Source organism: Ligilactobacillus sp. LYQ135, from assembly GCF_053711055.1.
On sequence record NZ_JBSJYT010000007.1, the window covers coordinates 1 to 22,668 of the forward strand.

The window sequence follows — 22,668 nt, forward strand, 5'->3', positions numbered from 1 at the left end:
ACGGTCAAGTTGTTAAAGTTGCTTCATGGTATGACAATGAATCAGGCTTTACAGCTCAAATGATCCGTACATTAGAAAAATTTGCAAGCATGCTTTAAGATAAAGCTTGTTAGTAAGTTTTAATTTACGAATTTAAAATCTAAAAAAGATTTTTTAGAGGCGAGAAGAGGGCTTAGCCTCTGCTCGCCTTTTATTATAGTGAAATTAGCTTCAAATGCTGATCTCCACTACCAAAACTATTATTTATGGAGGGTTTTACATATGGCTAAACTTATGGTTTCTGATTTAAAAGATGACCTTAAAGGTAAAAAAGTTTTAGTTCGTGTAGATTTTAACGTTCCTTTGAAGGACGGCGAAATTACAGATGATAACCGGATGACTGCTGCTTTGCCAACAATCAACTACATCATCGATAACGGCGGAAAGGCAATTTTATTCTCACACCTTGGCCGTGTAAAAACAGAAGAAGACAAGAAGGCTTTGACATTAAAACCAGTTGCTAAGCATTTAGCAGAATTATTGAACAAGCCTGTTACATTCGTTCCTGTAACACGTGGTCCTCAATTGGAAGAAGCTATCAACAATATGAAAGACGGCGATGTATTACTTGTTGAAAATACACGTTTTGAAGATTTGGACGGCAAGAAAGAATCAGGTAATGATCCTGAATTAGGCAAGTATTGGGCTTCATTAGGTGACGTTTTCGTAAACGATGCATTTGGTACAGCTCACCGTTCACACGCATCAAATGTTGGAATTGCATCAAATATGGAAAAAGAAGGTAAGAAAGCCGCTGCTGGTTTCTTATTAGAAAAAGAAATTAAGTTCTTAGGTAACGCAGTTGACAATCCAAAACATCCATTTGTTGCAATCTTAGGTGGTGCTAAAGTATCAGATAAGATTGGTGTTATCAACCACTTATTAGACAAAGCCGACAAGATCATTGTTGGTGGTGGGATGGCATACACATTCTATGCTGCTAAGGGCATTAAGATTGGTAATTCATTAGTAGAAAAAGATAAAATCGAATTAGCTAAGGAAATCATGGAAAAAGCTGGCGACAAGTTAGTACTTCCAATCGACAACGTTTGTGCTGAAAAATTCGATAACGATGCTCCAACAAAAGTTGTTGAAGGTGACATTCCTGATGGCTGGATGGCATTAGATATCGGTCCTAAATCAATTGAATTATTCGAAAGTGTCTTGAAAGATGCTAAGACAGTTGTATGGAATGGACCTATGGGTGTATTCGAAATGCCTAACTTTGCTAAAGGTACATTAGCAATTGGTAAGTTCTTAGGTACATTGACAGACGCTACAACAATCGTTGGTGGTGGTGACTCAACAGCTGCTGTTAAGAAATTAGGTGTAGCTGACAAGTTAACACACATCTCAACTGGTGGTGGCGCATCACTTGAATATCTTGAAGGTAAGACATTACCTGGTATTGCCGCTGTATCTGACAAATAATTAAATGATACACAAGAGGTTGGGTTTGTTCACAACCTCTTTTATAATGAAAGGATGAAAAATATGCGTACTCCAATTATCGCAGGAAACTGGAAGTTAAACAAAAATCCAGAAGAAACAGCTGAATTTGTAAATGCTGTGAAAGCACAATTACCACAAAGTACAGATGTTGAAACATTAATCTGTGCTCCAGCAGTTGATTTACCAGCATTAATTGAAAGTGCTAAAGGTTCAGAATTACGTGTTGGTGCTGAAAACTGCTACTTCGAAAATGAAGGTGCATACACAGGTGAAACATCACCAATGGTATTAAAACAAATGGGCGTTGACTATGTAATTATTGGTCACTCAGAACGTCGTGAATACTTCCATGAAACAGATGAAGACATTAACAAGAAAGCTAAAGCAATTTTTGCTAATGGAATGACACCAATTCTTTGCTGTGGTGAAACATTAGAAACACGTGAAGCTGGTAAAGCAGAAGAATTTGTTGAAGGTCAAATCAAAGCTGATGTTGAAGGTTTAACAGCTGATCAAGTTGCTAATTTAGTAATTGCTTACGAACCAATCTGGGCAATCGGTACAGGTAAAACAGCTACTGCTGACCAAGCAGAAGAAATGTGCCGTGCAATCCGTAACACAATTGCTGATTTATATGATGAATCAGTAGCTGAAAAAGTTCGGATTCAATATGGTGGTTCAGTAAAACCTGCTAATGTAAAAGAAATTATGTCAAAAGAAGACATCGATGGTGGTTTAATCGGTGGTGCTTCATTACAACCAGACTCATTCTTACAATTAGCACACTACAAAGACTAATTTTTCAAACAATTTACGTTGAAAGTTAAGCTTAAAACAATTAAAATAGAATCTGAGGACAATTTCTAAATTGTTTATCAAAGTTAAAGGAGAGTAGAAAATATGTCTGCTATTACAGAAATTTATGCTCGCGAAGTCTTAGACTCACGTGGTAACCCAACAGTTGAAGCTGAAGTTTACACAGAAGCAGGTGCTTTTGGTCGTGGAATCGTTCCTTCAGGTGCTTCAACAGGTGAACACGAAGCTGTTGAATTACGTGACGGTGACAAATCACGTTACATGGGTAAAGGTGTTACAAAAGCTGTTGCTAACGTAAACGATGTTATTGCAAAAGAAATCATTGGTTACGAAGTTACAGATCAAGTTGCTATCGATAAAGCAATGATCGCTTTAGATGGTACACCAAACAAAGGTAAATTAGGTGCTAACGCTATTTTAGCTGTTTCAATCGCTGTTGCACATGCTGCTGCAGATGAATTAGAAATTCCTTTGTACAACTACATCGGTGGTTTCAACGCTCACGTTATGCCAACACCAATGATGAACGTTATCAATGGTGGTGCTCACTCAGCAAACAAGGTTGACTTCCAAGAATTCATGATTATGCCAGTTGGTGCAAAATCAATGAAGGAAGCTGTTCGCATGGGTTCAGAAACATTCCATCACTTGCAAGCAATCTTAAAAGAAGCTGGCAAGACAACTGCTGTAGGTGACGAAGGTGGTTTTGCTCCTGACTTTGCAAACAACGAAGAACCATTACAATACCTTGTACGTGCTATCGAAGATGCAGGTTACAAGCCAGGTAAAGACATTGCAATCGCAATGGACGTTGCTGCTTCAGAACTTTGGAACAACGAAGACAAGAAGTACAAGTTACGTTGGTCAACAGGTGAAGAATTCACAACTGCTGAATTTATCAAGTACATCGAAAGCTTAGTTGAAAAATATCCAATCATTTCAATCGAAGACCCAATTGATGAAAACAACTGGGACGACTGGGTAGCAATCACAAGCGAACTTGGTAAGAAAGTTCAATTAGTTGGTGATGACTTCTTCGTAACAAATACAGAATACTTACGTAAAGGTATCAAGATGGGTGCAGCTAACTCAATCTTAATCAAGGTTAACCAAATCGGTACATTGACAGAAACAATGGAAGCTATCGAAATGGCTAAAGAAGCTGGTTACACAGCCATCGTATCACACCGTTCAGGTGAAACAGAAGATACAACAATTGCTGACTTAGTTGTTGCTACAAACGCTGGTCAAATTAAGACAGGTTCAATGAGCCGTACAGACCGGATCGCTAAGTACAACCAATTAATGCGTATCGAAGATCAATTGACAAGCAACGTTGCAGAATATAAGGGTATCAATTCATTCTACAACTTAAGCGAACAAGCTCGTCAAGATATCATCAACAAGTAATGTTGATAAGTGAATAACCATTTGGTTTGTTCACAAAAGAGGTTGCAATTTTAATTGCACCTCTTTTTTTGGTTTTAAAAAAATGCTATAATTTTTTAAATAATGTTAATATGTGAAGAGGAAGAATTGTGTTAAAAAAAAAAGATGAATTTTTAGATTTAACGCGCTTCAAATTTATTGCCAAGGGGTTTATCGTTGGCATTATTGTTGGATTTGTAGTCAGTTTATTTCGATTTATAATTGAATTTGCATTGCACTACGTGTTAACGGCTTACCATTTTATGCGTAGTCATCCCATATATTTATTTCCATGGCTTTTATTAATGCTATTAATTGCTTTGATTAATTCACGATTAATTAAAAAAGATCCTAATATTATGGGGTCAGGAATTCCTCAAGTTGAAGGCCAACTTGCAGGTGAAATGGAAATGAATTGGTGGAGTGTGCTTTGGCGCAAATGGATTGGCGGCGTTTTGTCAATTGCCTCGGGATTGTTTTTAGGAAGAGAAGGACCTTCGATTCAATTAGGAGCAGCCGTTGGTCAAGGCATTGCTGAAAAAACGCATCATCGAGGGGCTGGAAAACGAGTATTGATTGCCGGTGGAGCAGCCGCCGGATTATCTGCTGCCTTTAATGCCCCAATTGCTTCATCATTGTTTGTTTTAGAAGAAGTTTACCATAACTTTTCGCCATTAATTTGGACAACCGCATTAAGTTCAGCGATTGCATCTGATTTTATTTCAATGAACTTTTTTGGATTAACTCCAGTATTACATTTGCATTATTTTGAATCTTTTCCAATTAAATATTATTTTCTTTTGATTTTCTTAGGGGTCTTTTTAGGATTCTTAGGGAAATTATATTCATATATGACGTTAAATATTGATAAAGTATATGCCAAAATTAAATGTTTGTCCCGAAACTTAGATTCAATTATTCCACTTTTATTAGTAATTCCCTTAGGTTTATTTTGGCCTCAAGTTTTAGGTGGCGGTAATAGTGTTGTTTTAGGAATTAGTAATTTTTGGTCAAGTACGTGGCTTTTAATTTTGCTATTTGTTGTGCGTTTAGTTTTTTCAACGATTTCATATGGATCAGGATTGCCTGGAGGAATTTTTCTTCCTATTTTGACATTAGGTGCAATTTTTGGTGCACTTTTTGGGAAAATTTGTGCTGATTTGGGTTTAATGCCAAAATGTTTAATCATTAATTGTGTAATTTATGCAATGGCTGGATATTTTGCATGTATTGGAAAGGCTCCATTTACTGCAATTCTATTGATTACTGAAATGGTGGGATCATTAAGTCATTTAATGCCACTGGCGCTTGTTTCTTTGATTTCATATACAGTTGTTGATATTATGCGTGGACGCCCAATTTATGAAGCGATGCTGGATGCACTTTTACCTGAACCAGAAGAACAAGCACAAACATCTACTTTTCAAGATCGCATCGAAGTGCCTGTTTTTGCAGGGTCATTTTTGCAAGATACTCAAGTACGTGATTTTAAGTGGCCTAAAGAATGTCTTTTAATCGCAATTCGCCGAGGTGAACGTGAACTAATTCCGCATGGTGATACGGTGATTCGAAGTGGTGATACGTTAGTAATTTTAACTTCACATGAAAATCGTGCATGGATTCGTCATCGAATTGAAGAAATTGCAAAAGAAGTTGAAAAAAAGAAACAACTGGAAAAATCAGATAATGAATGATAAAATATAAAGTGGTTTTATATAGCGGAAGAGTGAGGAGGATAAGTGAATTGTATAATACGCTCTTAACGTTACTTGTAATTGTATCAATTTTAATTATTATTTCAGTTATGATGCAACCTGCGAAGACTGATAATGCGTCATCAGCTCTTTCTGGCGGTGCAGCTGATCTTTTCAGTAAGCAAAAGCCAAGAGGATTTGAAGCCTTTATGCAAAAGGTAACTGTAGTTTTAGGAATCTTATTCTTTGCGATTGCTTTAGCTTTGGTTTATATTTCATCAAAGTAGCCCCAAAAAGAAAGGCTGTGACGTAGTTGTCGCGGTCTTTTTTTATGAAAAATAATATTTACGTGAAGATAGATGAGGAAACGAATGGAAAAACAAGAAATTATTAATGCACTATTTAAAAAATTTAACGAAGAACCTGATAAACACTTTACAGTTCAAGAATTAGCTGAATACCTTGATATGAATAAAGGTGCTCAGTTTAAATTTGTAGTACAAGCACTCACCCAAATGGAACATGATGATCAGTTAGGTTTTGATGAGGATGATCGTTTCTTTTTAAAGAAACCAATGCCACATTTTGATGGAGTTTTCCATGCAAATGACCGTGGGTTTGGTTTTGTAACGGTTGATCCAGAAGAACCTGACTTTTTCATCAATCCCCTTAATACGATGTCAGCATTAAATGGGGATGAAGTTGAAATTGAAATGGTGACTCCTGGGGATCCAGCAAAAGAAATTCGCCCAGAAGGTAAAGTTGTTGCGATTAAAGGACATGCTTTAACTCAAGTAGTTGGAGAGTTTAAGGGTGATGATGAACAAAACTTACCTACTGGTATTATTGGAACAATTCATTTAACAGATAAAAAAATGAGTAACTTACAAGTCTTTGTTGAAGACAAAGGTTTACATCCAGTTCCAGGAGAAGTTGTTTTAGCTGATATTACAGCTTATCCAAGTGCTTCATTGCCTGGAATTTTAAAAGTAGTTCCAGTTAAGGTAATTGGGAATGTAAATGATCCAGGTGTAGATATTTTACAAGTTGTGTATAAACATGATATTCCAACTGAATTTCCAGAAGAAGTCATGGAAGAAATTAGTCATATTCCAGATTATGTAACTGATGAAGAAAAAGCTGGTCGAGTAGATTTAACTGATCAAAAATTAGTTACCATTGATAGTATTGAATCAAAAGACTTAGATGATGCAGTTAATGTTTGGCAATTACCAAATGGGAATTTTCATTTAGGTGTACACATTGCTGATGTTTCACATTATGTTACTCCAGGAAGTCCATTAGATAAAGAAGCATTTGAACGGGGCACTTCAGTATATTTGACGGATCGAGTAATTCCAATGTTACCACATAAATTATCAAATGGGATTTGTTCACTAAATCCACATGTGGAACGCTTAGCAATGACTTGTGAAATGGAAATTGATCCAAATGGAAATGTAGTTGCCCACAAGATTTTCCCAAGTGTGATTAAGTCAACAGAACGAATGACCTACGTTGCTGTTAATAAAATTTTAGAATCACATGATGAACAAACTATGGAACGTTATCAAGAATTGGTTCCAATGTTTGAAGATATGGCACAATTACATAAAATTTTACTTAAAATGCGGAAGCGACGGGGCGAAATTGAGTTTGAAGATGATGAAGCAAAAATCATCTTAGATGATGACGGTCATCCAATTGACATTCAATTGCGGCAACGGGGAACAAGTGAACGCATGATTGAATCATTTATGTTAGCCGCAAATGAAACAGTCGCAGCTCACTATAATAATTTAAAAGTTCCATTTGTTTATCGGATTCATGAACAACCTAAAGAAGAAAAAATTACAGTATTCTTAGAAACACTTTCTGCTTTAGGAATTGAAGTGACGGGTCAAAAGGGTGATATTAAACCTAAGATGTTACAAAATATCTTGAAAAAAGTTGCAGGTAAACCAGAAGAAGCCATGGTTTCAACAATGCTTTTACGATCAATGCAACAAGCTAAGTATGATGTTAATCCAATTGGACACTTCGGATTAGCGGCTCGAGATTATACGCACTTTACTTCACCAATTCGGCGTTATCCAGACTTAACGGTTCACCGGTTAATTCGTTACTATGCTGAAAATGGAACTAGTCCAGAAGCACAGGAAAAATATAAAGAAAAACTTCCTGAAGTTACTAAGCATAGTTCTGAAATGGAACGACGGGCAATTGATGCTGAACGGGAAACGGATGATTTGAAGAAAGCTGAATATATGGCTGATCATGTTGGAGAAGAATTTGATGCGGTTGTAAGTTCAGTAACTAAATTTGGAATGTTCATTTCATTACCAAACACAGTTGAAGGATTAATTCATATTAGTGAAATGAAAGATGATTTCTATGTCTTTGTTGAAAAGCAAATGGCATTAGTAGGACGACGTTACAAACGGACTTTTAGAATTGGACAACCCGTACGAGTTAAGTTAATGGATGTAAATGTTGAGTTGCATGAGGTCAACTTCAAATTATTGAATCCAAAAGATGCTCCTAAAACTGATTTACTTGAAGGCGTTGAATTACCAGAATTCAAGAAGAATTTTAACCGGAAAAATGATCGCAATAAACGTGATCATCATAAACGCAACTTTGATCGTAAAGGTGGTAAAGGAAATTCACGACGTCATGATAGTAATCGTAAACGAAATAATCAAAATCGTTTTCACCACTAAAAGGTAAGAGGCGATCATTATGAAAAAACAAGCGAAAGATAATGTGCTTGCACAAAATAAAAAAGCACGGCATGACTATAATATTTTAGAAACGATTGAAGCAGGGTTAGTTTTAACAGGAACAGAGATTAAATCTGTCCGGGCTAGTCGTATTAATTTGAAAGATGGTTACGCTCAAATTCACAATGGTGAAGCTTGGTTAATGAATGTGCATATTTCAGAATATGATCAAGGTAACCGGTTTAACCATGATCCGTTGCGACCACGAAAACTGCTTCTTCATAAAAAACAAATTAATGAACTTACAGGTAAAACAAGTCAACAAGGAATTACCATTGTTCCTTTAAAAGTTTACCTAAAAAATGGCTTTGCAAAAGTTTTACTTGGAATAGCTAAAGGTAAACATGAATATGATAAGCGGGAAACGATTAAACGGCGCGATCAAGAACGCGAAATTCGCAGAACGTTAAAAAATTATGGTTAATAAAAGTAAAAGAGGCTGTGACGTAAGTCCAGCCTCTATTTCTATATCCATATAATCGTGCTCCAAAACAAACGGGCATACCCGTTTCTAGTGTTTTGTCACAACTTCTTGTTTTAGGTACAAATGGGATTTTTATCAAGTGGTGTACTTGGATCTAAAAAGCGAGTTTGTGCCCAGTAATTTAAAATTGCTAAAATGCATAAACATAAAGGTTCATGCTCGACTTGATCGATATTAATGGCTAAACGTTGGGGGACTTCCTTTAACACTTGAGTACGCATGATTTGATGATTAATCGTTGCGATTTTATATGTCATGTGTTTTAAATTTCCCCGAACAATCCAGTTCAATTTTGGTAAATAAAAAATTTCATTAGTGATGTTAAGTGGTCGGATAAAGGTACAAATTCTTTGGTGAGCTTGAATTAATTCAAATTTAGGAAACATTCCAAATTTTAACTGGTTAATGCGTGCAAGCTCATCACCATATACGGAATTGACAACAAATCGGCCATAAGAATTTCCCCAGTGACCAGTGACTAAATATACAACTTGATGATCATTATTTCTAACTGTCAGCGTGCTATTAGCGATTAAAGTTTCTATATTAATATACAATGCACGCATATCAATCACCTGTTTCAAATATTATTTTTGTGCAAGTTGTTCAAGAATTGCTTTACCAACACCATTATTGACATTTGAATCAGCTAAATGATTAGCAATTTGCTTAACTTCATCAGTTCCATTTTGCATTGCATAACTTATACCAGCAACTTTAAGCATGGAAACATCGTTATTATTATCACCAATTGCCATCACATTATCCATTGGAATGTTAAGCATATCAGCATAGCGTTGAAGAGCAATCCCTTTTTGAGCATTGATATGATTAATTTCAATATTACGTTCACCAGAAGAAGTGACGACTAATTCTGGATTGGCATTAAATTTATCTTTAAAAGGAGCTAATGCGGTTTGTCCTTTTGAACTAAAAGCGACAATTTTATAGATTGGATTATGAACATCTTCTAAAATTTCGCGGTAATTTTTAACATAGTGAATGTTAACTAACTCCATTCGTGCGGAAGCTAAACTTACGGCTAATTTAAATGGGGTATCTGGCTGAATTGAAGATAATAATTCAGCAAAGTTTTCAATTCGTTTGGATTTATCATCAGATACTACCCCTTTTTTAGTAACAACTTCAAAGTATAATCCTGCTTTTTTAAATGTTGCCATAATTTGACTAGCAACATCCGTTGGAATTGGGGTGGAATCGATCGTATGACCATCTTGATCTAAAATCAAAGCACCATTAATGGTGATCATTGGACATTTGATATTAAATTTATCAAGTAGTGGTTTTACTTCTGGATATGACCGTCCAGAAGAAACAATGAAGTGAACTCCTTGTTGTTGAGCTTTTTTGATGGCATCAGCGTTGAACTTTGAAATCGTCATTTCGCCATTTAATAATGTTCCATCCATATCAGATGCAATTAATTGAATCATGAAAACAAACCTCACTTTTGCTTATTTATCCATATTTTATCACGGACAAGTAAGGGTGACAAAGACATTTAACGAGAAAAAGAATAGGATCAATTAACATTTCCTATTAGATTATGATTTATGGTAGAATGAAAAATGATAAATGAGGTGAAAAAGATGAAAACGTTAATTCACAATGACTGGCAACAAGTATTGGAATCTGAATTTGAGAAACCATACTATGCAAAATTACGTCAGTTTTTAAAAAATGAATATCAACATCATTTGATTCATCCTGATATGTACCATATTTTTCAAGCATTTGAATGGACACCATTTTCAAAGGTTAAAGTTGTGATTTTGGGTCAAGATCCATATCATGAACCAAATCAAGCTCATGGTTTGAGTTTTTCGGTTTTACCTGGCGTTCCAGTTCCGCCATCATTACAAAATATTTATAAGGAACTGTACAATGATTTAGGAATTAAACCTGTTCATCATGGCTATTTGAAAAAATGGGCAAAGCAAGGAGTATTGTTGTTAAACTCTGTATTAACGGTTCGTGATGGTCAAGCTTTTTCTCATCGAAATAAAGGATGGGAGCAATTAACTGATGTTGCGATCCAAAAATTATCAGAGCGTCCCAAACCAGTAGTGTTTATTTTATGGGGCAAAGCTGCTCAGGCTAAGGAAAAGTATATTGATACTTCTAAAAATATTGTAATTAAGTCTGCACATCCCAGTCCATTGTCAGCCAATCGAGGATTTTTTGGGTCAAAACCATTTTCAAAAGCGAATGCGGCACTTAGAGCAATGGGAGAAAAGCCAATTGACTGGCAATTACCGGAACATGTAGATGCATCTAAAGACTAGGAGGACTAATTTATGGATTTAATTGAAAACTTAAAGGCAAAAATCAAAGGGAAAAAGATTAAAATCGTTTTTCCAGAAGGTAATGATGAAAGAATTATAAAGGCTGCAGTCCGGCTTGCACAAGATGATTTATCTGATCCAATTATTTTAGGAACTAAGGAACAAGTTGAATCAATCTTAAATGCAAATCAAATGAATTTACCTGAAAATATTGAAATCATTGATCCTAAAACTTACCCAGAAGAACAATTCAATGAAATGTTACAAGCATTTCTTGATCGCCGGAATGGTAAGAATACAGCAGAACAAGGTCGTGAATGGTTACGTAACGTAAATAACTATTTTGGCACCATGCTTGTATACATGAAAAAAGCGGATTGCATGGTTTCAGGTGCAAGTAATCCAACTGGTGATACTGTGCGTCCAGCATTACAAATTATTAAAACCAAACCAGGCGTTTCTAAGACAAGTGGTTCATTTATTATGACACGAAATGATGGTAAAGAAACTTATGTGTTCGCAGACTGTGCAATTAACATTGATCCTTCAGCACAAGATTTAGCTGAAATTGCAGTTGAAAGCATTAAGACTGCACGTTTATTTGACATCGATCCTAAAGTTGCAATGTTAAGTTTTTCAACTAAGGGTTCAGCACAATCTTCCGAAGTAGCTAAAGTAATGGAAGCAACTCAAATTGCGCAAAAATTGGCTCCAAATGAAATGATTGATGGTGAACTTCAATTTGACGCAGCCTTTGTTCCAAGTGTTGGTGAAAGTAAAGCACCAGGTTCAAAAGTTGCGGGCCACGCCAATGTATTTGTTTTCCCTGATTTAGAAGCCGGAAATATTGGTTATAAGATTGCGCAACGATTGGGTAACTTTACAGCCATTGGACCAATTTTACAAGGATTAAATCAACCTGTTTCAGATTTATCACGGGGAGCGTCTGAAGATGATGTATACCAAGTAGGAATCATCACTGCAGCACAAACCACAATGGAGTAATTCAATGCTAGAAGTTAAAGTTAATTCGGCAAATGAAACCCAAGCACTTGCTCAACGTCTTGCCAAGTTCCTTCAAGCAGGCGATGTCTTGCTTTTAGATGGAGATCTTGGAGCTGGTAAAACGACTTTTACTAAAGGATTAGCTGAAGGTTTAGGAATTAAACGCAACATTAAAAGTCCTACATTTACAATTATTCGCGAATATCAAGAAGGATGCCTTCCACTTTATCACATGGATGTGTATCGTTTAGAAGAAACTGGTGGGATGGACATGGGATTAGAGGAATACTTCGAAGGTGATGGAGTGTCAGTTGTAGAATGGTCTCAATTTGTTAATAGTGAATTACCAGCAGAGAATTTAGTGATTCACATAAAAAAAGATGAGTATCATGATGATGTGCGTTACTTAATCTTTGAACCCCATGGAAAACGATATGAAGATTTAGTGAGTGCTCTTAAAAAATAAATAATATTCTTAAAAAGATCATAACATTTGTTATGATCTTTTTGATTTTACTAAGAAACTAATCTTCCAACTTTATTCATTTTTTTGTCAAATAATTGAAAAAAGTGCAACTTTTTCATCTTAATAAAAATTTAATATTTGTAAACTATCCAAAATTAATTAGTTTGAAATGGTTAATTTTTATTTTCTAATATCTAACTTGAAGTACTATTTTTATAGTAATATCAATGTTTATACATATAAAAACATTAATTTAATAAATATTTTGAAAATCGAAATAAAGTCAAAATTTTAATATGGTATCTAAAAATATAAATATTTATCACAAAAACTATATTTGTCAACTTTGACGATTTAATGAAAAAGTGGTACTATGCTTCTGAAATTACTCGGGGTGAAAGTAATTTCAAAATTTAATTATTTTATTTTTATTAAAGGAGGAATTGATCATGGCAGGATTAATTAAGATGACACCGGATCAAATGCGTCAATATGCGCAACAATACTCAAACGGCTCACAAACAATCAATGATTTATTAAATCAATTAACAAGTTTGCAAAGCCAAATCGAAGCTGATTGGCAAGGTTCAGGTTTTGATCGTTTCAACGATGAATTCAACCAACTTCGTCCAAAAATTCAACAATTTTCACAATTGCTTGATGAAATCAATCAAAAACTTAATCAATCAGCTCAAGCAATGGAAGACACAGATAGTCAAATTGCTTCACAATTTAACTAATATTGGTTAGTTATCAAGATCATCAGTTGTCAAAGGCTGATGATTTATTACAACTTATAGTTGTTAAAAGGAAAGTAGTAGATTGTGCGGGGTATTTATTATTAAGGAGGGAAATTTATGAGTGCACCGAGAAAACACAATGTGCGCAATGTTATAATTTTGGTGGTAAGTATTGTCTTACTGCTAGTTCTTATACTTTTTGGAAGTCAAAATTTCAAGCAAAAGGCAACAAAATCTAAACACACAGCCCCTTTAAATATGGCGATCGTTAATGAAGATAATGGGGCTACATATCGAAATAAGCATTATTTGCTTGCTAAGGATTATTTGAATGGTTTAAATGTTCCAAAGGATGTCTCAATGGTCGTAGTACCTCGCGGGGTAGCTGAAAGTGGCCTTAAGAATAATACATATCAATTAGTTGTTTACATTCCCACCAATTTTTCAGCTAAAATTGTGGATGTAAATAATCCCGATCCGAAAAAATTAAACATTCAATATAAAATCAATGCTAAGAGTCAAGCGATGAAATCACGGTGTAAAGATGAAGCCCAAGATATTATTCGCGGATTAAATCAAAAGTTAGTTTCTATTTATAATCTTGGAATTATGAGTAATTTATTTGATGCACAAAATCAAGTTGCAGGAATTTACTCACGTCAAGGACAGCTAGCAGCAGCATACCGCAATGGATTGGCAAGTCCAATTTCAACATTAAGTGAAGGTTTCCCAGATTTGCAAAGTGGAACTAATGCAATTATTAGTGAAGGAAAAGCATATCAAGAAGGAATTAAGCAGGCTAATCAAGCAACTGCATTGGCTCAAGCACAACAAAATCAAAGTTTAAATACAACGCTTGCTCAAGTGATGCAAGAACAAGCGCAAAATAATCAAAATAACGCTAAGTTGGTTCAACAAATGATGGAAGTTAGCCAACAAACTACTAATGAAGAAATTCCACAAATTTTAAATACATTATCAGAACGCAATCAACAGTTAAGTCAAAGTGTTGGAAACTCAAAGGATGCTTCTGAACAATTAATCAATGGCTTTGAAGCTTATAGCAAAGGATATGAAGAGAAGATTGCAGCATTGAAGCAAGTCTTAGAAAGTACAGAAGGACAAATTAAGCCTGATGAAATTAAACCAGGTGATAGTTCAAATGCTTCAAGTGCTTCAAGTGATTTTTCTTCAGCTTCATCATCAAGTCAATCAAGTTCAAATAGTGAAATTACATTTGGTGAATATTTGAAACAAAATGATCCTGAATTGTATCAAAAGATAATGAAACAGTTAAATGATGTAAGTGATTTGAATGAACTTTATGCACAGTTATCATTTAATGGCACTATTCCAGATGAAGTGAAAAAGGGATTATCGAATGCGGATTATCAAAAAATTAAACAAAGTATTTCTGAAATTAATAGTGCTAATCGCATTTTAGAAAATAACGGATTAACAGTGAACTTTGATGGTAATTCAACTGAAGCTGATCAATTTAAAGCAGCAGTTGCTGAAGCTGAAAAAGATCAAGGAAGTCAAAGTGACGAAGTTCAAACTCAACAAATTACGTTAAGTAATTTAAATAATGTTGAAGGTGATAAGTTTACAATCGAAGTTCCTAAAAATGTAACGGTTGTCGGTGCAACTCAAGTAGCAAACCAAACTTATGAAGTAACTGGCGGAAATTCTACTTTAGATTTGAAATTGCAATTTAAGCCAAGTGATTTAAAGGGTGAAAATACTCAAATTAAGGTGACTTATAATCATAAGGAAGCTGAACCAAAGAAAGTCACGGTAACAAACCAAACAACTCAGCAAGTTACTCAAACAGTTCAGGCAGCACCAACAGAAAGTTCAAAAACAAATGAAGATTCACAAACTTCACAAGCACAGTCTTCATCAGAACAAAAATCAACTGCAAGTCAACCAGCAGCAACCTCATCGAAGACAGATACTAAAACTGAAACAGAAGAGGTTTCTAATGATAAAGATCGAAGTTTTACAATTACATTTGATTTAGCGGGAGTTTCTGAAAGTGCAATTCCAGGAGATGCTAAAGTTGCTAAAATTACTGGAGAATGGGTTGCACGTTATGAAGATGCAGCTCAAATGGCAAATGCACGCGTAAAATTAATTAAAGCAGGTGGCATTCAAGATTTAATGAATCGCAAGTTAAGTGATGTATTAAGCGATTTAGTTAACCAAGCAAATGATCAAAATAATAAAGATAATCAAAGTTTATTAGCAATTTTGAATGAAAATGAGGAACAGTTGAAACAACAAAAAGCAGAGTATGAAAAGAAACTGCAAGAAATTGGTTCAAATTCTGCTGATACTTTGGATAATGTTGATCAACAATTACAAAGTTTGGAACAGGCTCAAGATCAATTGAAACAGGCTGTTGAAAAAATGCCAAGTGATTCTCAAAATGAGTCAGCAACTTCAGCAAGTGATGATTTAACTTCAGCATTATCTGATTTAGGAAATGATGCAAGTGAAACGAATGCAAGTGCTAATGAAGACGATACAGCATTTGATAGCATTTATACGCAATTAAGTGAATTAAATAAATCACTTGGAAGTGTTCAAAATAGTGGTAAAAGCTTAAATGGTAAATCAATGAATTTACAAAAGGCATTCCAAAATGAATTAGCTAAAAGTGGCGACTTTGCCCAAGCATTTATTAACGTTTTAAATGCTGCATACAAGAACGGAGTACCAAACCAAAAATTATTAAACTTTATTACTAATCCAGTGGGTGAAAACGCAAATGAAGTTATTTCAGAACATACTCAATCATACAATATGGGATTGTGGACATTGGTATTAACAATTTTGTCATGGTTCATTGCATATGCAGTGGAAACAATGAAATATTTCCAAAGTGGCAAGTACTTCTCTAAAGCAAAGACAAAATTAAATGAGCATGCGCGCCGGTTAATTTTCTTAGTAATTAGTAGTTTAGTTACTGGATGGGGATTAGCAAAAATTTCAGTTAAACAGTTCCCAATTATTGATGCTAACCGATTACTTTGGTACTTAAGTTTTATCTTCTTGAGTATATGTATGACATTGATGTTTTACGTAATCATTCATCAAGGAAAGGTTTTCGGAACAAGTCTAATTGTAGCTGCAATTTTGAACTTTATGCTCAATCAAACTCAATTCTTGAAAAATGTAGTTTTGCAAAAACTCAATGTACTTGCATTAGTAGGTAAACAGTTGCTTAATGTTGCAATGTTTAGTTCAAGCAATGCCATTTTAGGATTAGTAGTTATGGGAGTAGTGATCATTGCCAGTGGATTGATGATTCTCTTTTTACCAGATAGAAAGCAGGAACAAATGAATGAACAAGCAATGGTTTAGAATACTTTTAAGTGCTTTGATTTCAATGGTTTTCTTGACAGGAGTAGTAACTGCAGAAACAGTTGAACGAGATCATTACAGTAATCAAAATTTAGATTTACCGCTTGATCAAATGGGGCAACAAGACAAAAAGCAACAAACTAAAAATAATAATAATCAACTTTTTCAAACCAATGAAGTTGGCGATATTGGCAAAGAACGCAGTGAATTAAAAAAGCAAGGTAAGAAAACCGTTTTTCAAAGTAAAAGCAAAAAAGTAAAGTCATATGATCAAAAGGATGTTTTTGTAAAAAAGGTAAAGTCAGCCAAAAAAACAGTTGATTATACTAAGCAAAAGCAAACTAAAAAGAAGTGGCATTTTAGTTACAAATATGTCATTTTGATCGGAATTTTAATTGGCTTAGGAATTACTTTTTGGATGGTAAGGAGCGAAAAGCGTGAACAACGAAATTCAAATCACGATCGAATTACCGAATAAAAATCAAGTTGATATTAGCGTTTCTCCAGAAATTCGCATGGATCAACTAATTGACCAAATTCAAGATATTTATGGATTGGCAAAGCGACCATATACAGTTTTAGTCACTACAAAAAACTTGGTAATTCGCGAAAACCAAACACTCGAGAAACTAAAAATTACAACGGGCGATATTTTACATTTTACGGAGGATCTCAATGAACAGTCAGCGGATTAGTTATCAATTTGATAAACAAGCATACCAATATGAATATAACCAAAAAACAAAATTATTAATTCAAAAGATTAGTCGAGCAGACATTAGTACTCAAGATTTGGATGATTTAATGTTGCTCCAATTAAAGAATGATTTGTTTTTACCAGTTGAATTAGATTGGCAAGAAGATGTTCTTAAGATGAAAAGCGAATTGCCGGTTGGATATTTTGCGCCTGAAGTACGTGAACAAAGTACGAGTCAGAAGTTGAAGTTATTAATGAATTTATTACCTTTGCAACGAATTTTATCTGACGGTAAGATTACTACTTTTGTTCATCCTAATAATATCTACTTAGATTATAATGGTAATCCGAAATTGATTTATCGGGGAATTGTCGGCTTAATGCCAGGAACAACTCCAAGTAACCAAGAACTTTTACGTCAATTGAAGTGTCTTGCGGGCTATTTGTTTACAAAATATTCATTTGATGATTTGTATAATGGATTGTTGCCTGAAATCAGCAAGCAAAGTAAGTTTTTACAAGATTTACTCGCAATTGATGACTTTGCGACTTTAGAGCAATTTTTAACTACGACTTATGCTAAGTTAAGTGCAGAAGAAAAACGTAAAGAAATTAAAGTTCCTCGGAAAAAATTCATGCTTTTTAAACAATTAGCGTTATGGTTAGGAATTGCCTTGATTTTAACTTTGATTCCATTGGGATACTTATTAATTAGTAAAGTTCCTACTGATACGGCATTTTTAAATGCTAACCGTGATTTTTTGGCACAAAATTACGATAAAACCATCACAGATTTAGAACATGTCAAGATTAGCAAACTTGGCAAAACACAAAAATATGAGTTGGCATATTCTTATGTTCAAGGTAAGGGATTTGATAATACCCAACGGAAAAATATTATGAAAAACATTACCTTGCAATCAGATTTAAATTATCTTGATTTTTGGATCATGGATGGACGAGGAGACTTAGATGATGCACTCGCAACAGCTAAGCAATTACAAGATTCAAACTTAATCATGTATGCATTACTTGAAAAAATGGACAGTGTCAAAAATGACAAGAAATTAGATGCAACTAAGCGAGAACAACAACTTGAAAAGTTGCAAAAAGAATATGATAAGTACAATAAAAAGTTAAACAGTAAACAAAATTCAAGCAGTACGACGGCAACAACCCCAAGCGCGGGTGAATAAAATGGAAGGAAAGATAACTGATGAAACTATATGATTTCTTCATTGCGAAAGAATTATATATTGCTAATCAAGTTGGAGCGGATATTCAAGTTGAAGAACCAGTTCAACTTACATTGACACGAAAAGATGTAAAGGATAATTGGACATTACACATTTTAGATGGGGATGTAATTGTTAACTATTTTTATCCTGAAGAAAAGAAAGTTGAATTGGTTTCAGGTTCAATTTTACAACTAGGTGATACGACTTTACGCATTTATCCTGATGAATTGCATGTTGTGGAAGGAAATGTGGAAACAAACTTGACTGAAATTAAAAAATCAAGTCATGTTTTACCAAATGAGTATCCAGATTATCATCGCTCACCTCGGATTATCAAATTGCCACCTGAAGAAAAGGTAACTGTTGAAAATCCGCCAGCACCGATTCAAAAGAATAGTCAAAGTCTTTTAAAGACGATTATTCCACCATTAGTAATGGTTGGAGTCAGTATCGTGATGGCATTAATTCGGGCAAATGCGCTTTTCATGTTGATGTCATTAGCAACAACGACAGTTACAGTAGTTTTTGCAGTTATCGAATACTTTAAAAATAAGAAAAAGTATAAGCATGATACTAAAGAACGGGTTATTAAATACAATGAATACTATGATCAAAAGGTAAAAGAAATTTACCAGTTACAACGAAAACAACGTGAAAATGCTTTTTACCACTATCCATCACCACAAGAATTATTTAAGATGGTGGATCAATTTAGTTCACGAATTTATGAAAAAAAGGCAGATGATTTTGACTTCTTAACTTACCGGCTAGGTTTAGGTGATGTTGAAACTTCAGCTAAAATTACCAATAGTAGTAACGGTTCAATTGATTTAGATGATCCGTTAATGGCTAAAACATATAAATTAATCAATACGCACCAAATTTTACATGACATGCCAATTACTACTGATTTAATGCATCAACCAGTAGGATATATTGGACCTAAAAACTTAGTAATTGAACAGTTGCAATGGATGCTATGCCAACTAGCAACATTTCAAAGTTATCATGATGTACGGTTTATTTCAGTTTTCAATGAAAATGATTTTGAAAAATGGGCATGGTTAAGATGGCTTCGCCAATTTGAATTACCAGAATTAAAAATGCGTGGTTTTGTATTTGATCAAAAGAGTCGTGATACAATCATGAACTACTTAAATCAAGTATTAAAAGACCGCCAAAATGAATTAAACCAAACTAATGAAAATGAACAAAAGAAAATTAAGTTTGCTCCACAATTTGTATTGATTGTTGAAGATGAACAATTAATTTTAGATCACGGTATCATGGAAATTTTAGGTGATGAACCTGAAAAACTAGGTGTTAGTTTAGTTTATGTTAAAGATGTTATGAGTAGTTTGCCAGAAAATATTAAAACCGTAATTGATATTCGCGATCGACATACTGGTGAATTAGTGATGGAACAAGGTAAACTTTTGCAAAAGAAGTTTAAGTTAGATCACTTAACATCAAGTAAACAACGCTTAATGCCACGGCAATTAGCAAGTTTAAATCACTTAGAAACATTAAAGAGTGCTGTTCCTGAAAAGCTAACTTTCATGCAAATGTATGATGTTAAATCAGTTGAAGAGTTACACATTGAACAAAGATGGCAAGAACATTCTCCATATAAAACTTTAGCGGCTCCTTTAGGTGTAAGTGGACCTGATGAAATTGTTGATTTAAACTTGCATGAACGGGCACATGGACCTCACGGATTAATTGCCGGAACGACTGGTTCAGGTAAATCTGAATTGATTCAAAGCTACATTTTAAGTTTAGCAGTTAACTACCATCCATATGATGTCGCCTTTCTTTTAATCGACTACAAAGGTGGGGGAATGGCTAACTTATTTAAAGATTTACCACACTTAGTAGGAACAATTACTAACTTAGATAAAAATCAAAGTTTGCGGGCATTAGAGTCAATCAATGCAGAGTTGAAGAAACGACAACGTTTATTTGCAAAATATGAAGTTAACCACATTAACGCATACCAAAAGAAATTTAAAGAAGGAATTGCTAAAGAACCAATGCCACACTTATTTATGATTTCTGATGAGTTTGCGGAATTAAAATCTAACCAACCAGACTTCATGGATGAGTTAATTTCAACCGCACGGATTGGACGTTCTTTAGGGGTTCACTTAATTTTAGCGACTCAAAAACCAGCTGGGGTTGTTAATGACCAAATTTGGTCAAACTCAAACTTCAAGATTTCTTTGAAAGTTGCTGACCGCGAAGATTCAATGGAAGTTTTGAAAACGCCTGATGCTGCAAGCATTACATTGCCAGGACGGGCATATTTAGAAGTTGGTAATAATGAAATTTATGAATTATTCCAAAGTGCTTATAGTGGAGCGGCTTATCGTCCAGATGAAGACGAAGATAGTAATCAAAGTTTCTTGATTAAAAAAGTTGATCGCATGGGACAAGAACATGTGATTAGTCAAGATTTAAGTGGACTAGATCAAACGGGACATGTTGATAAGGTACCAACTCAATTAGAAGCAGTGGTTGGTCAAGTCAATAAGCTTTTCACTGAAAGCGACGCCCAACCACTTGCACAACCATGGTTGCCACCATTAAGAAAACGAATTAAGTTATCTGATTTACGTGAAATTAAAGAATCAACTGGCAAAAACTTAAAAGTTACGGTTGGACAAGTTGATATTCCAAGTGAACAAGCGCAACGATCAGTTGAAATTGATTTAAGTGAAGACGGTAATATTGGTTTATATTCAGCTTCTGGATATGGTAAATCTACATTCTTACAAACATTAGTTATGGAATTAGTTCGCCAAAATACTCCAGAAGAAGTCAACTTCTATTTACTTGACTTTGGAACAAATGGGTTAATGCCATTGCGGAATTTACCACATGTAGCTGATTTCTTGGCCTTAGGTGAAGATGAAAAGATGCGCAAATTTATTAAACGAATCAATCAAACAATGAAGCAAAGACAAGCAATGCTTGGAAAACATTCAGTAGCTAATATTGAGATGTATCAACAAATGACTGGCGAAATTGTTCCAGAAATTGTAGTAGTTGTGGATAATTTTGATGGTGCAAATGATTCAAAATTTAGTGAACAATTCTTAAATACAATGGTTAAAATGACCCGTGATGGAAATAGTTTAGGAATTCACTTAGTTGCAAGTGCTTCAGCTGCACGAGCAATGCATTCAACTTTAATCAATAACATTAAACGAAGAATTGCACTTAAGCAAAATACAGACGATGATTTATATCAATTAATTGGTAAGACTAGATTAGACATTGATGATATTCCTGGTCGTGGAATGATCGTACTGGATGAACCACGAATTTTCCAAACAGCACTTCCTGTGGATGGAAATGATGATGTTGAAATTATTAGCAATTTACGTAATGAAGTAGATGCAATTAAAGATAATTGGCATGGACAATTACCTGATCCAATTCCAATGATGAAAGATCAGTTATTTGCAAATGACTTCTTTAAACGCAATGATGTGCAAAAAGCATTGTCAGATCAAAAACTACCAATTGGTTTAGATTACGAAGATGTAGAAGCCGTTGTGTATGATCCAGAAGAACATGGAAACTTGTTGTTAATGGGAAATCAAGCTAAGAGATTTAAACCTCTTAAGATGGCAATTGGAGATTCAATGATTAATGGTAGTTCAGTTTGGGGAGCATCAATTATTATTGATAGTGGAAAAATATATTCAGATCGACCAAATGTGTCAGGATTTTATAATAATGATACGGATATTAAAGAATTTAAAGATAACTTGATTGAAATAATTCAAGATGATAATGCTAAAAATATTGATAAATGGTCATATATATTTATAACTGATATGCAAAAATTTGTAGATATTACAGGAATCTTGTCTAAAGATCTTGAGTTTATTTTGAAAAAAGCAAATGATGCACATATTGCTATTATTGTTAGTGCAGATAGTTCATTTATTACAAGTGATTTCACAGGTAATGGAAACATTTTGAAAAACTATATGAAGACAATGGTTTTAGCAATGCGTAAACAAGATCAGCATATTGTTGAAGCAAGATTTGATCAAAATGAAATTGATCCTGAAATTGGTGTTGTTTGGGCTGAATTTGAACGACAATTTACAAAGACAAAAATTATTGATGAGGAGTAG

The 22,668-nt window shown here is 34.4% G+C and carries 18 protein-coding genes; 16 read left to right on the forward strand and 2 right to left on the reverse strand.

Annotated features, from left to right (window positions below):
* Positions 1–261 precede the first annotated feature (261 nt).
* The 7 genes from ACWCL1_RS06365 to smpB all read left to right on the forward strand — a co-directional run bounded on the left by ACWCL1_RS06365 (position 262) and on the right by smpB (position 8,636).
* Positions 262–1,470, forward strand: a complete 1,209-nt coding sequence (locus tag ACWCL1_RS06365; RefSeq protein ID WP_454546073.1) for a phosphoglycerate kinase — start codon at positions 262–264, stop codon at positions 1,468–1,470.
* Positions 1,471–1,533: 63 nt separating this feature from the next.
* Positions 1,534–2,289: a triose-phosphate isomerase gene (tpiA, locus tag ACWCL1_RS06370; protein WP_454546074.1), complete on the forward strand. Its 756-nt coding sequence runs from the start codon at positions 1,534–1,536 to the stop codon at positions 2,287–2,289.
* 102 nt (positions 2,290–2,391) lie between these two features.
* On the forward strand, positions 2,392–3,717 hold the full coding sequence (gene eno / locus ACWCL1_RS06375) for a phosphopyruvate hydratase (protein ID WP_454546075.1): 1,326 nt from the start codon (positions 2,392–2,394) through the stop codon (positions 3,715–3,717).
* Positions 3,718–3,845: 128 nt separating this feature from the next.
* Positions 3,846–5,429 carry a chloride channel protein gene (locus tag ACWCL1_RS06380; protein WP_454546076.1) on the forward strand — a complete coding sequence of 528 codons (1,584 nt, stop codon included), beginning with the start codon at positions 3,846–3,848 and terminating at the stop codon, positions 5,427–5,429.
* A 50-nt stretch (positions 5,430–5,479) separates the two neighbouring features.
* Positions 5,480–5,716: a preprotein translocase subunit SecG gene (gene secG / locus ACWCL1_RS06385; RefSeq protein WP_454546077.1), complete on the forward strand. Its 237-nt coding sequence runs from the start codon at positions 5,480–5,482 to the stop codon at positions 5,714–5,716.
* An 84-nt stretch (positions 5,717–5,800) separates the two neighbouring features.
* On the forward strand, positions 5,801–8,152 hold the full coding sequence (gene rnr, locus ACWCL1_RS06390) for a ribonuclease R (RefSeq protein WP_454546078.1): 2,352 nt from the start codon (positions 5,801–5,803) through the stop codon (positions 8,150–8,152).
* A gap of 19 nt (positions 8,153–8,171) precedes the next feature.
* Positions 8,172–8,636, forward strand: a complete 465-nt coding sequence (gene smpB / locus ACWCL1_RS06395) for an SsrA-binding protein SmpB (protein ID WP_454546079.1) — start codon at positions 8,172–8,174, stop codon at positions 8,634–8,636.
* Positions 8,637–8,749: 113 nt separating this feature from the next.
* Here smpB and ACWCL1_RS06400 read toward each other — a convergent pair whose 3' ends face one another.
* Both ACWCL1_RS06400 and ACWCL1_RS06405 read right to left on the reverse strand, forming a co-directional pair.
* Positions 8,750–9,262, reverse strand: a complete 513-nt coding sequence (locus ACWCL1_RS06400; RefSeq protein ID WP_454546080.1) for a hypothetical protein — start codon at positions 9,260–9,262, stop codon at positions 8,750–8,752.
* A gap of 21 nt (positions 9,263–9,283) precedes the next feature.
* Positions 9,284–10,150, reverse strand: a complete 867-nt coding sequence (locus tag ACWCL1_RS06405; RefSeq protein WP_454546081.1) for a Cof-type HAD-IIB family hydrolase — start codon at positions 10,148–10,150, stop codon at positions 9,284–9,286.
* A 156-nt stretch (positions 10,151–10,306) separates the two neighbouring features.
* On the opposite strand from ACWCL1_RS06405, the gene ACWCL1_RS06410 reads away from it, so the two are divergent.
* The 9 genes from ACWCL1_RS06410 (at position 10,307) to essC (ending at position 22,668) form a co-directional block, all read left to right on the forward strand.
* On the forward strand, positions 10,307–11,002 hold the full coding sequence (locus tag ACWCL1_RS06410) for a uracil-DNA glycosylase (RefSeq protein ID WP_454546082.1): 696 nt from the start codon (positions 10,307–10,309) through the stop codon (positions 11,000–11,002).
* Between the two features lie 12 nt (positions 11,003–11,014).
* A complete protein-coding gene (gene pta / locus ACWCL1_RS06415; RefSeq protein ID WP_454546083.1) occupies positions 11,015–12,007 on the forward strand; it encodes a phosphate acetyltransferase in 993 nt (330 codons plus the stop codon).
* Between the two features lie 4 nt (positions 12,008–12,011).
* Positions 12,012–12,473, forward strand: a complete 462-nt coding sequence (tsaE, locus tag ACWCL1_RS06420; protein ID WP_454546084.1) for a tRNA (adenosine(37)-N6)-threonylcarbamoyltransferase complex ATPase subunit type 1 TsaE — start codon at positions 12,012–12,014, stop codon at positions 12,471–12,473.
* A 449-nt stretch (positions 12,474–12,922) separates the two neighbouring features.
* Complete coding sequence (locus ACWCL1_RS06425; RefSeq protein ID WP_454546085.1) at positions 12,923–13,213, forward strand: WXG100 family type VII secretion target; 291 nt, start codon at positions 12,923–12,925, stop codon at positions 13,211–13,213.
* Between the two features lie 117 nt (positions 13,214–13,330).
* Positions 13,331–16,582 carry a type VII secretion protein EsaA gene (gene esaA, locus ACWCL1_RS06430; RefSeq protein ID WP_454546086.1) on the forward strand — a complete coding sequence of 1,084 codons (3,252 nt, stop codon included), beginning with the start codon at positions 13,331–13,333 and terminating at the stop codon, positions 16,580–16,582.
* Positions 16,563–17,060, forward strand: a complete 498-nt coding sequence (locus ACWCL1_RS06435) for a hypothetical protein (RefSeq protein ID WP_454546087.1) — start codon at positions 16,563–16,565, stop codon at positions 17,058–17,060. Before esaA ends, ACWCL1_RS06435 begins: the two co-directional genes overlap by 20 nt.
* A complete protein-coding gene (locus tag ACWCL1_RS06440) occupies positions 17,020–17,277 on the forward strand; it encodes an EsaB/YukD family protein (protein WP_454546088.1) in 258 nt (85 codons plus the stop codon). Before ACWCL1_RS06435 ends, ACWCL1_RS06440 begins: the two co-directional genes overlap by 41 nt.
* Positions 17,258–18,475, forward strand: coding sequence for a type VII secretion protein EssB (gene essB / locus ACWCL1_RS06445; RefSeq protein WP_454546089.1), 1,218 nt, complete (start codon positions 17,258–17,260; stop codon positions 18,473–18,475). Before ACWCL1_RS06440 ends, essB begins: the two co-directional genes overlap by 20 nt.
* Before the next feature lie 20 nt (positions 18,476–18,495).
* Entirely contained in the window at positions 18,496–22,668 is a 4,173-nt protein-coding gene (gene essC / locus ACWCL1_RS06450; protein WP_454546090.1) for a type VII secretion protein EssC, read from the forward strand.

Bases quoted from the DNA above. Each gene is read 5' to 3' on its own strand.
- esaA (WP_454546086.1), top strand. From the start codon at position 13,331: ATGAGTGCACCGAGAAAACACAATGTGCGCAATGTTATAATTTTGGTG.
- eno (WP_454546075.1), top strand. From the start codon at position 2,392: ATGTCTGCTATTACAGAAATTTATGCTCGCGAAGTCTTAGACTCACGT.
- rnr (WP_454546078.1), top strand. From the start codon at position 5,801: ATGGAAAAACAAGAAATTATTAATGCACTATTTAAAAAATTTAACGAA.
- essB (WP_454546089.1), top strand. From the start codon at position 17,258: ATGAACAGTCAGCGGATTAGTTATCAATTTGATAAACAAGCATACCAA.
- ACWCL1_RS06365 (WP_454546073.1), top strand. From the start codon at position 262: ATGGCTAAACTTATGGTTTCTGATTTAAAAGATGACCTTAAAGGTAAA.
- tsaE (WP_454546084.1), top strand. From the start codon at position 12,012: ATGCTAGAAGTTAAAGTTAATTCGGCAAATGAAACCCAAGCACTTGCT.
- tpiA (WP_454546074.1), top strand. From the start codon at position 1,534: ATGCGTACTCCAATTATCGCAGGAAACTGGAAGTTAAACAAAAATCCA.
- pta (WP_454546083.1), top strand. From the start codon at position 11,015: ATGGATTTAATTGAAAACTTAAAGGCAAAAATCAAAGGGAAAAAGATT.
- smpB (WP_454546079.1), top strand. From the start codon at position 8,172: ATGAAAAAACAAGCGAAAGATAATGTGCTTGCACAAAATAAAAAAGCA.
- ACWCL1_RS06410 (WP_454546082.1), top strand. From the start codon at position 10,307: ATGAAAACGTTAATTCACAATGACTGGCAACAAGTATTGGAATCTGAA.
- ACWCL1_RS06400 (WP_454546080.1), bottom strand. From the start codon at position 9,262: ATGCGTGCATTGTATATTAATATAGAAACTTTAATCGCTAATAGCACG.
- ACWCL1_RS06425 (WP_454546085.1), top strand. From the start codon at position 12,923: ATGGCAGGATTAATTAAGATGACACCGGATCAAATGCGTCAATATGCG.
- ACWCL1_RS06435 (WP_454546087.1), top strand. From the start codon at position 16,563: ATGAACAAGCAATGGTTTAGAATACTTTTAAGTGCTTTGATTTCAATG.
- ACWCL1_RS06405 (WP_454546081.1), bottom strand. From the start codon at position 10,150: ATGATTCAATTAATTGCATCTGATATGGATGGAACATTATTAAATGGC.
- essC (WP_454546090.1), top strand. From the start codon at position 18,496: ATGAAACTATATGATTTCTTCATTGCGAAAGAATTATATATTGCTAAT.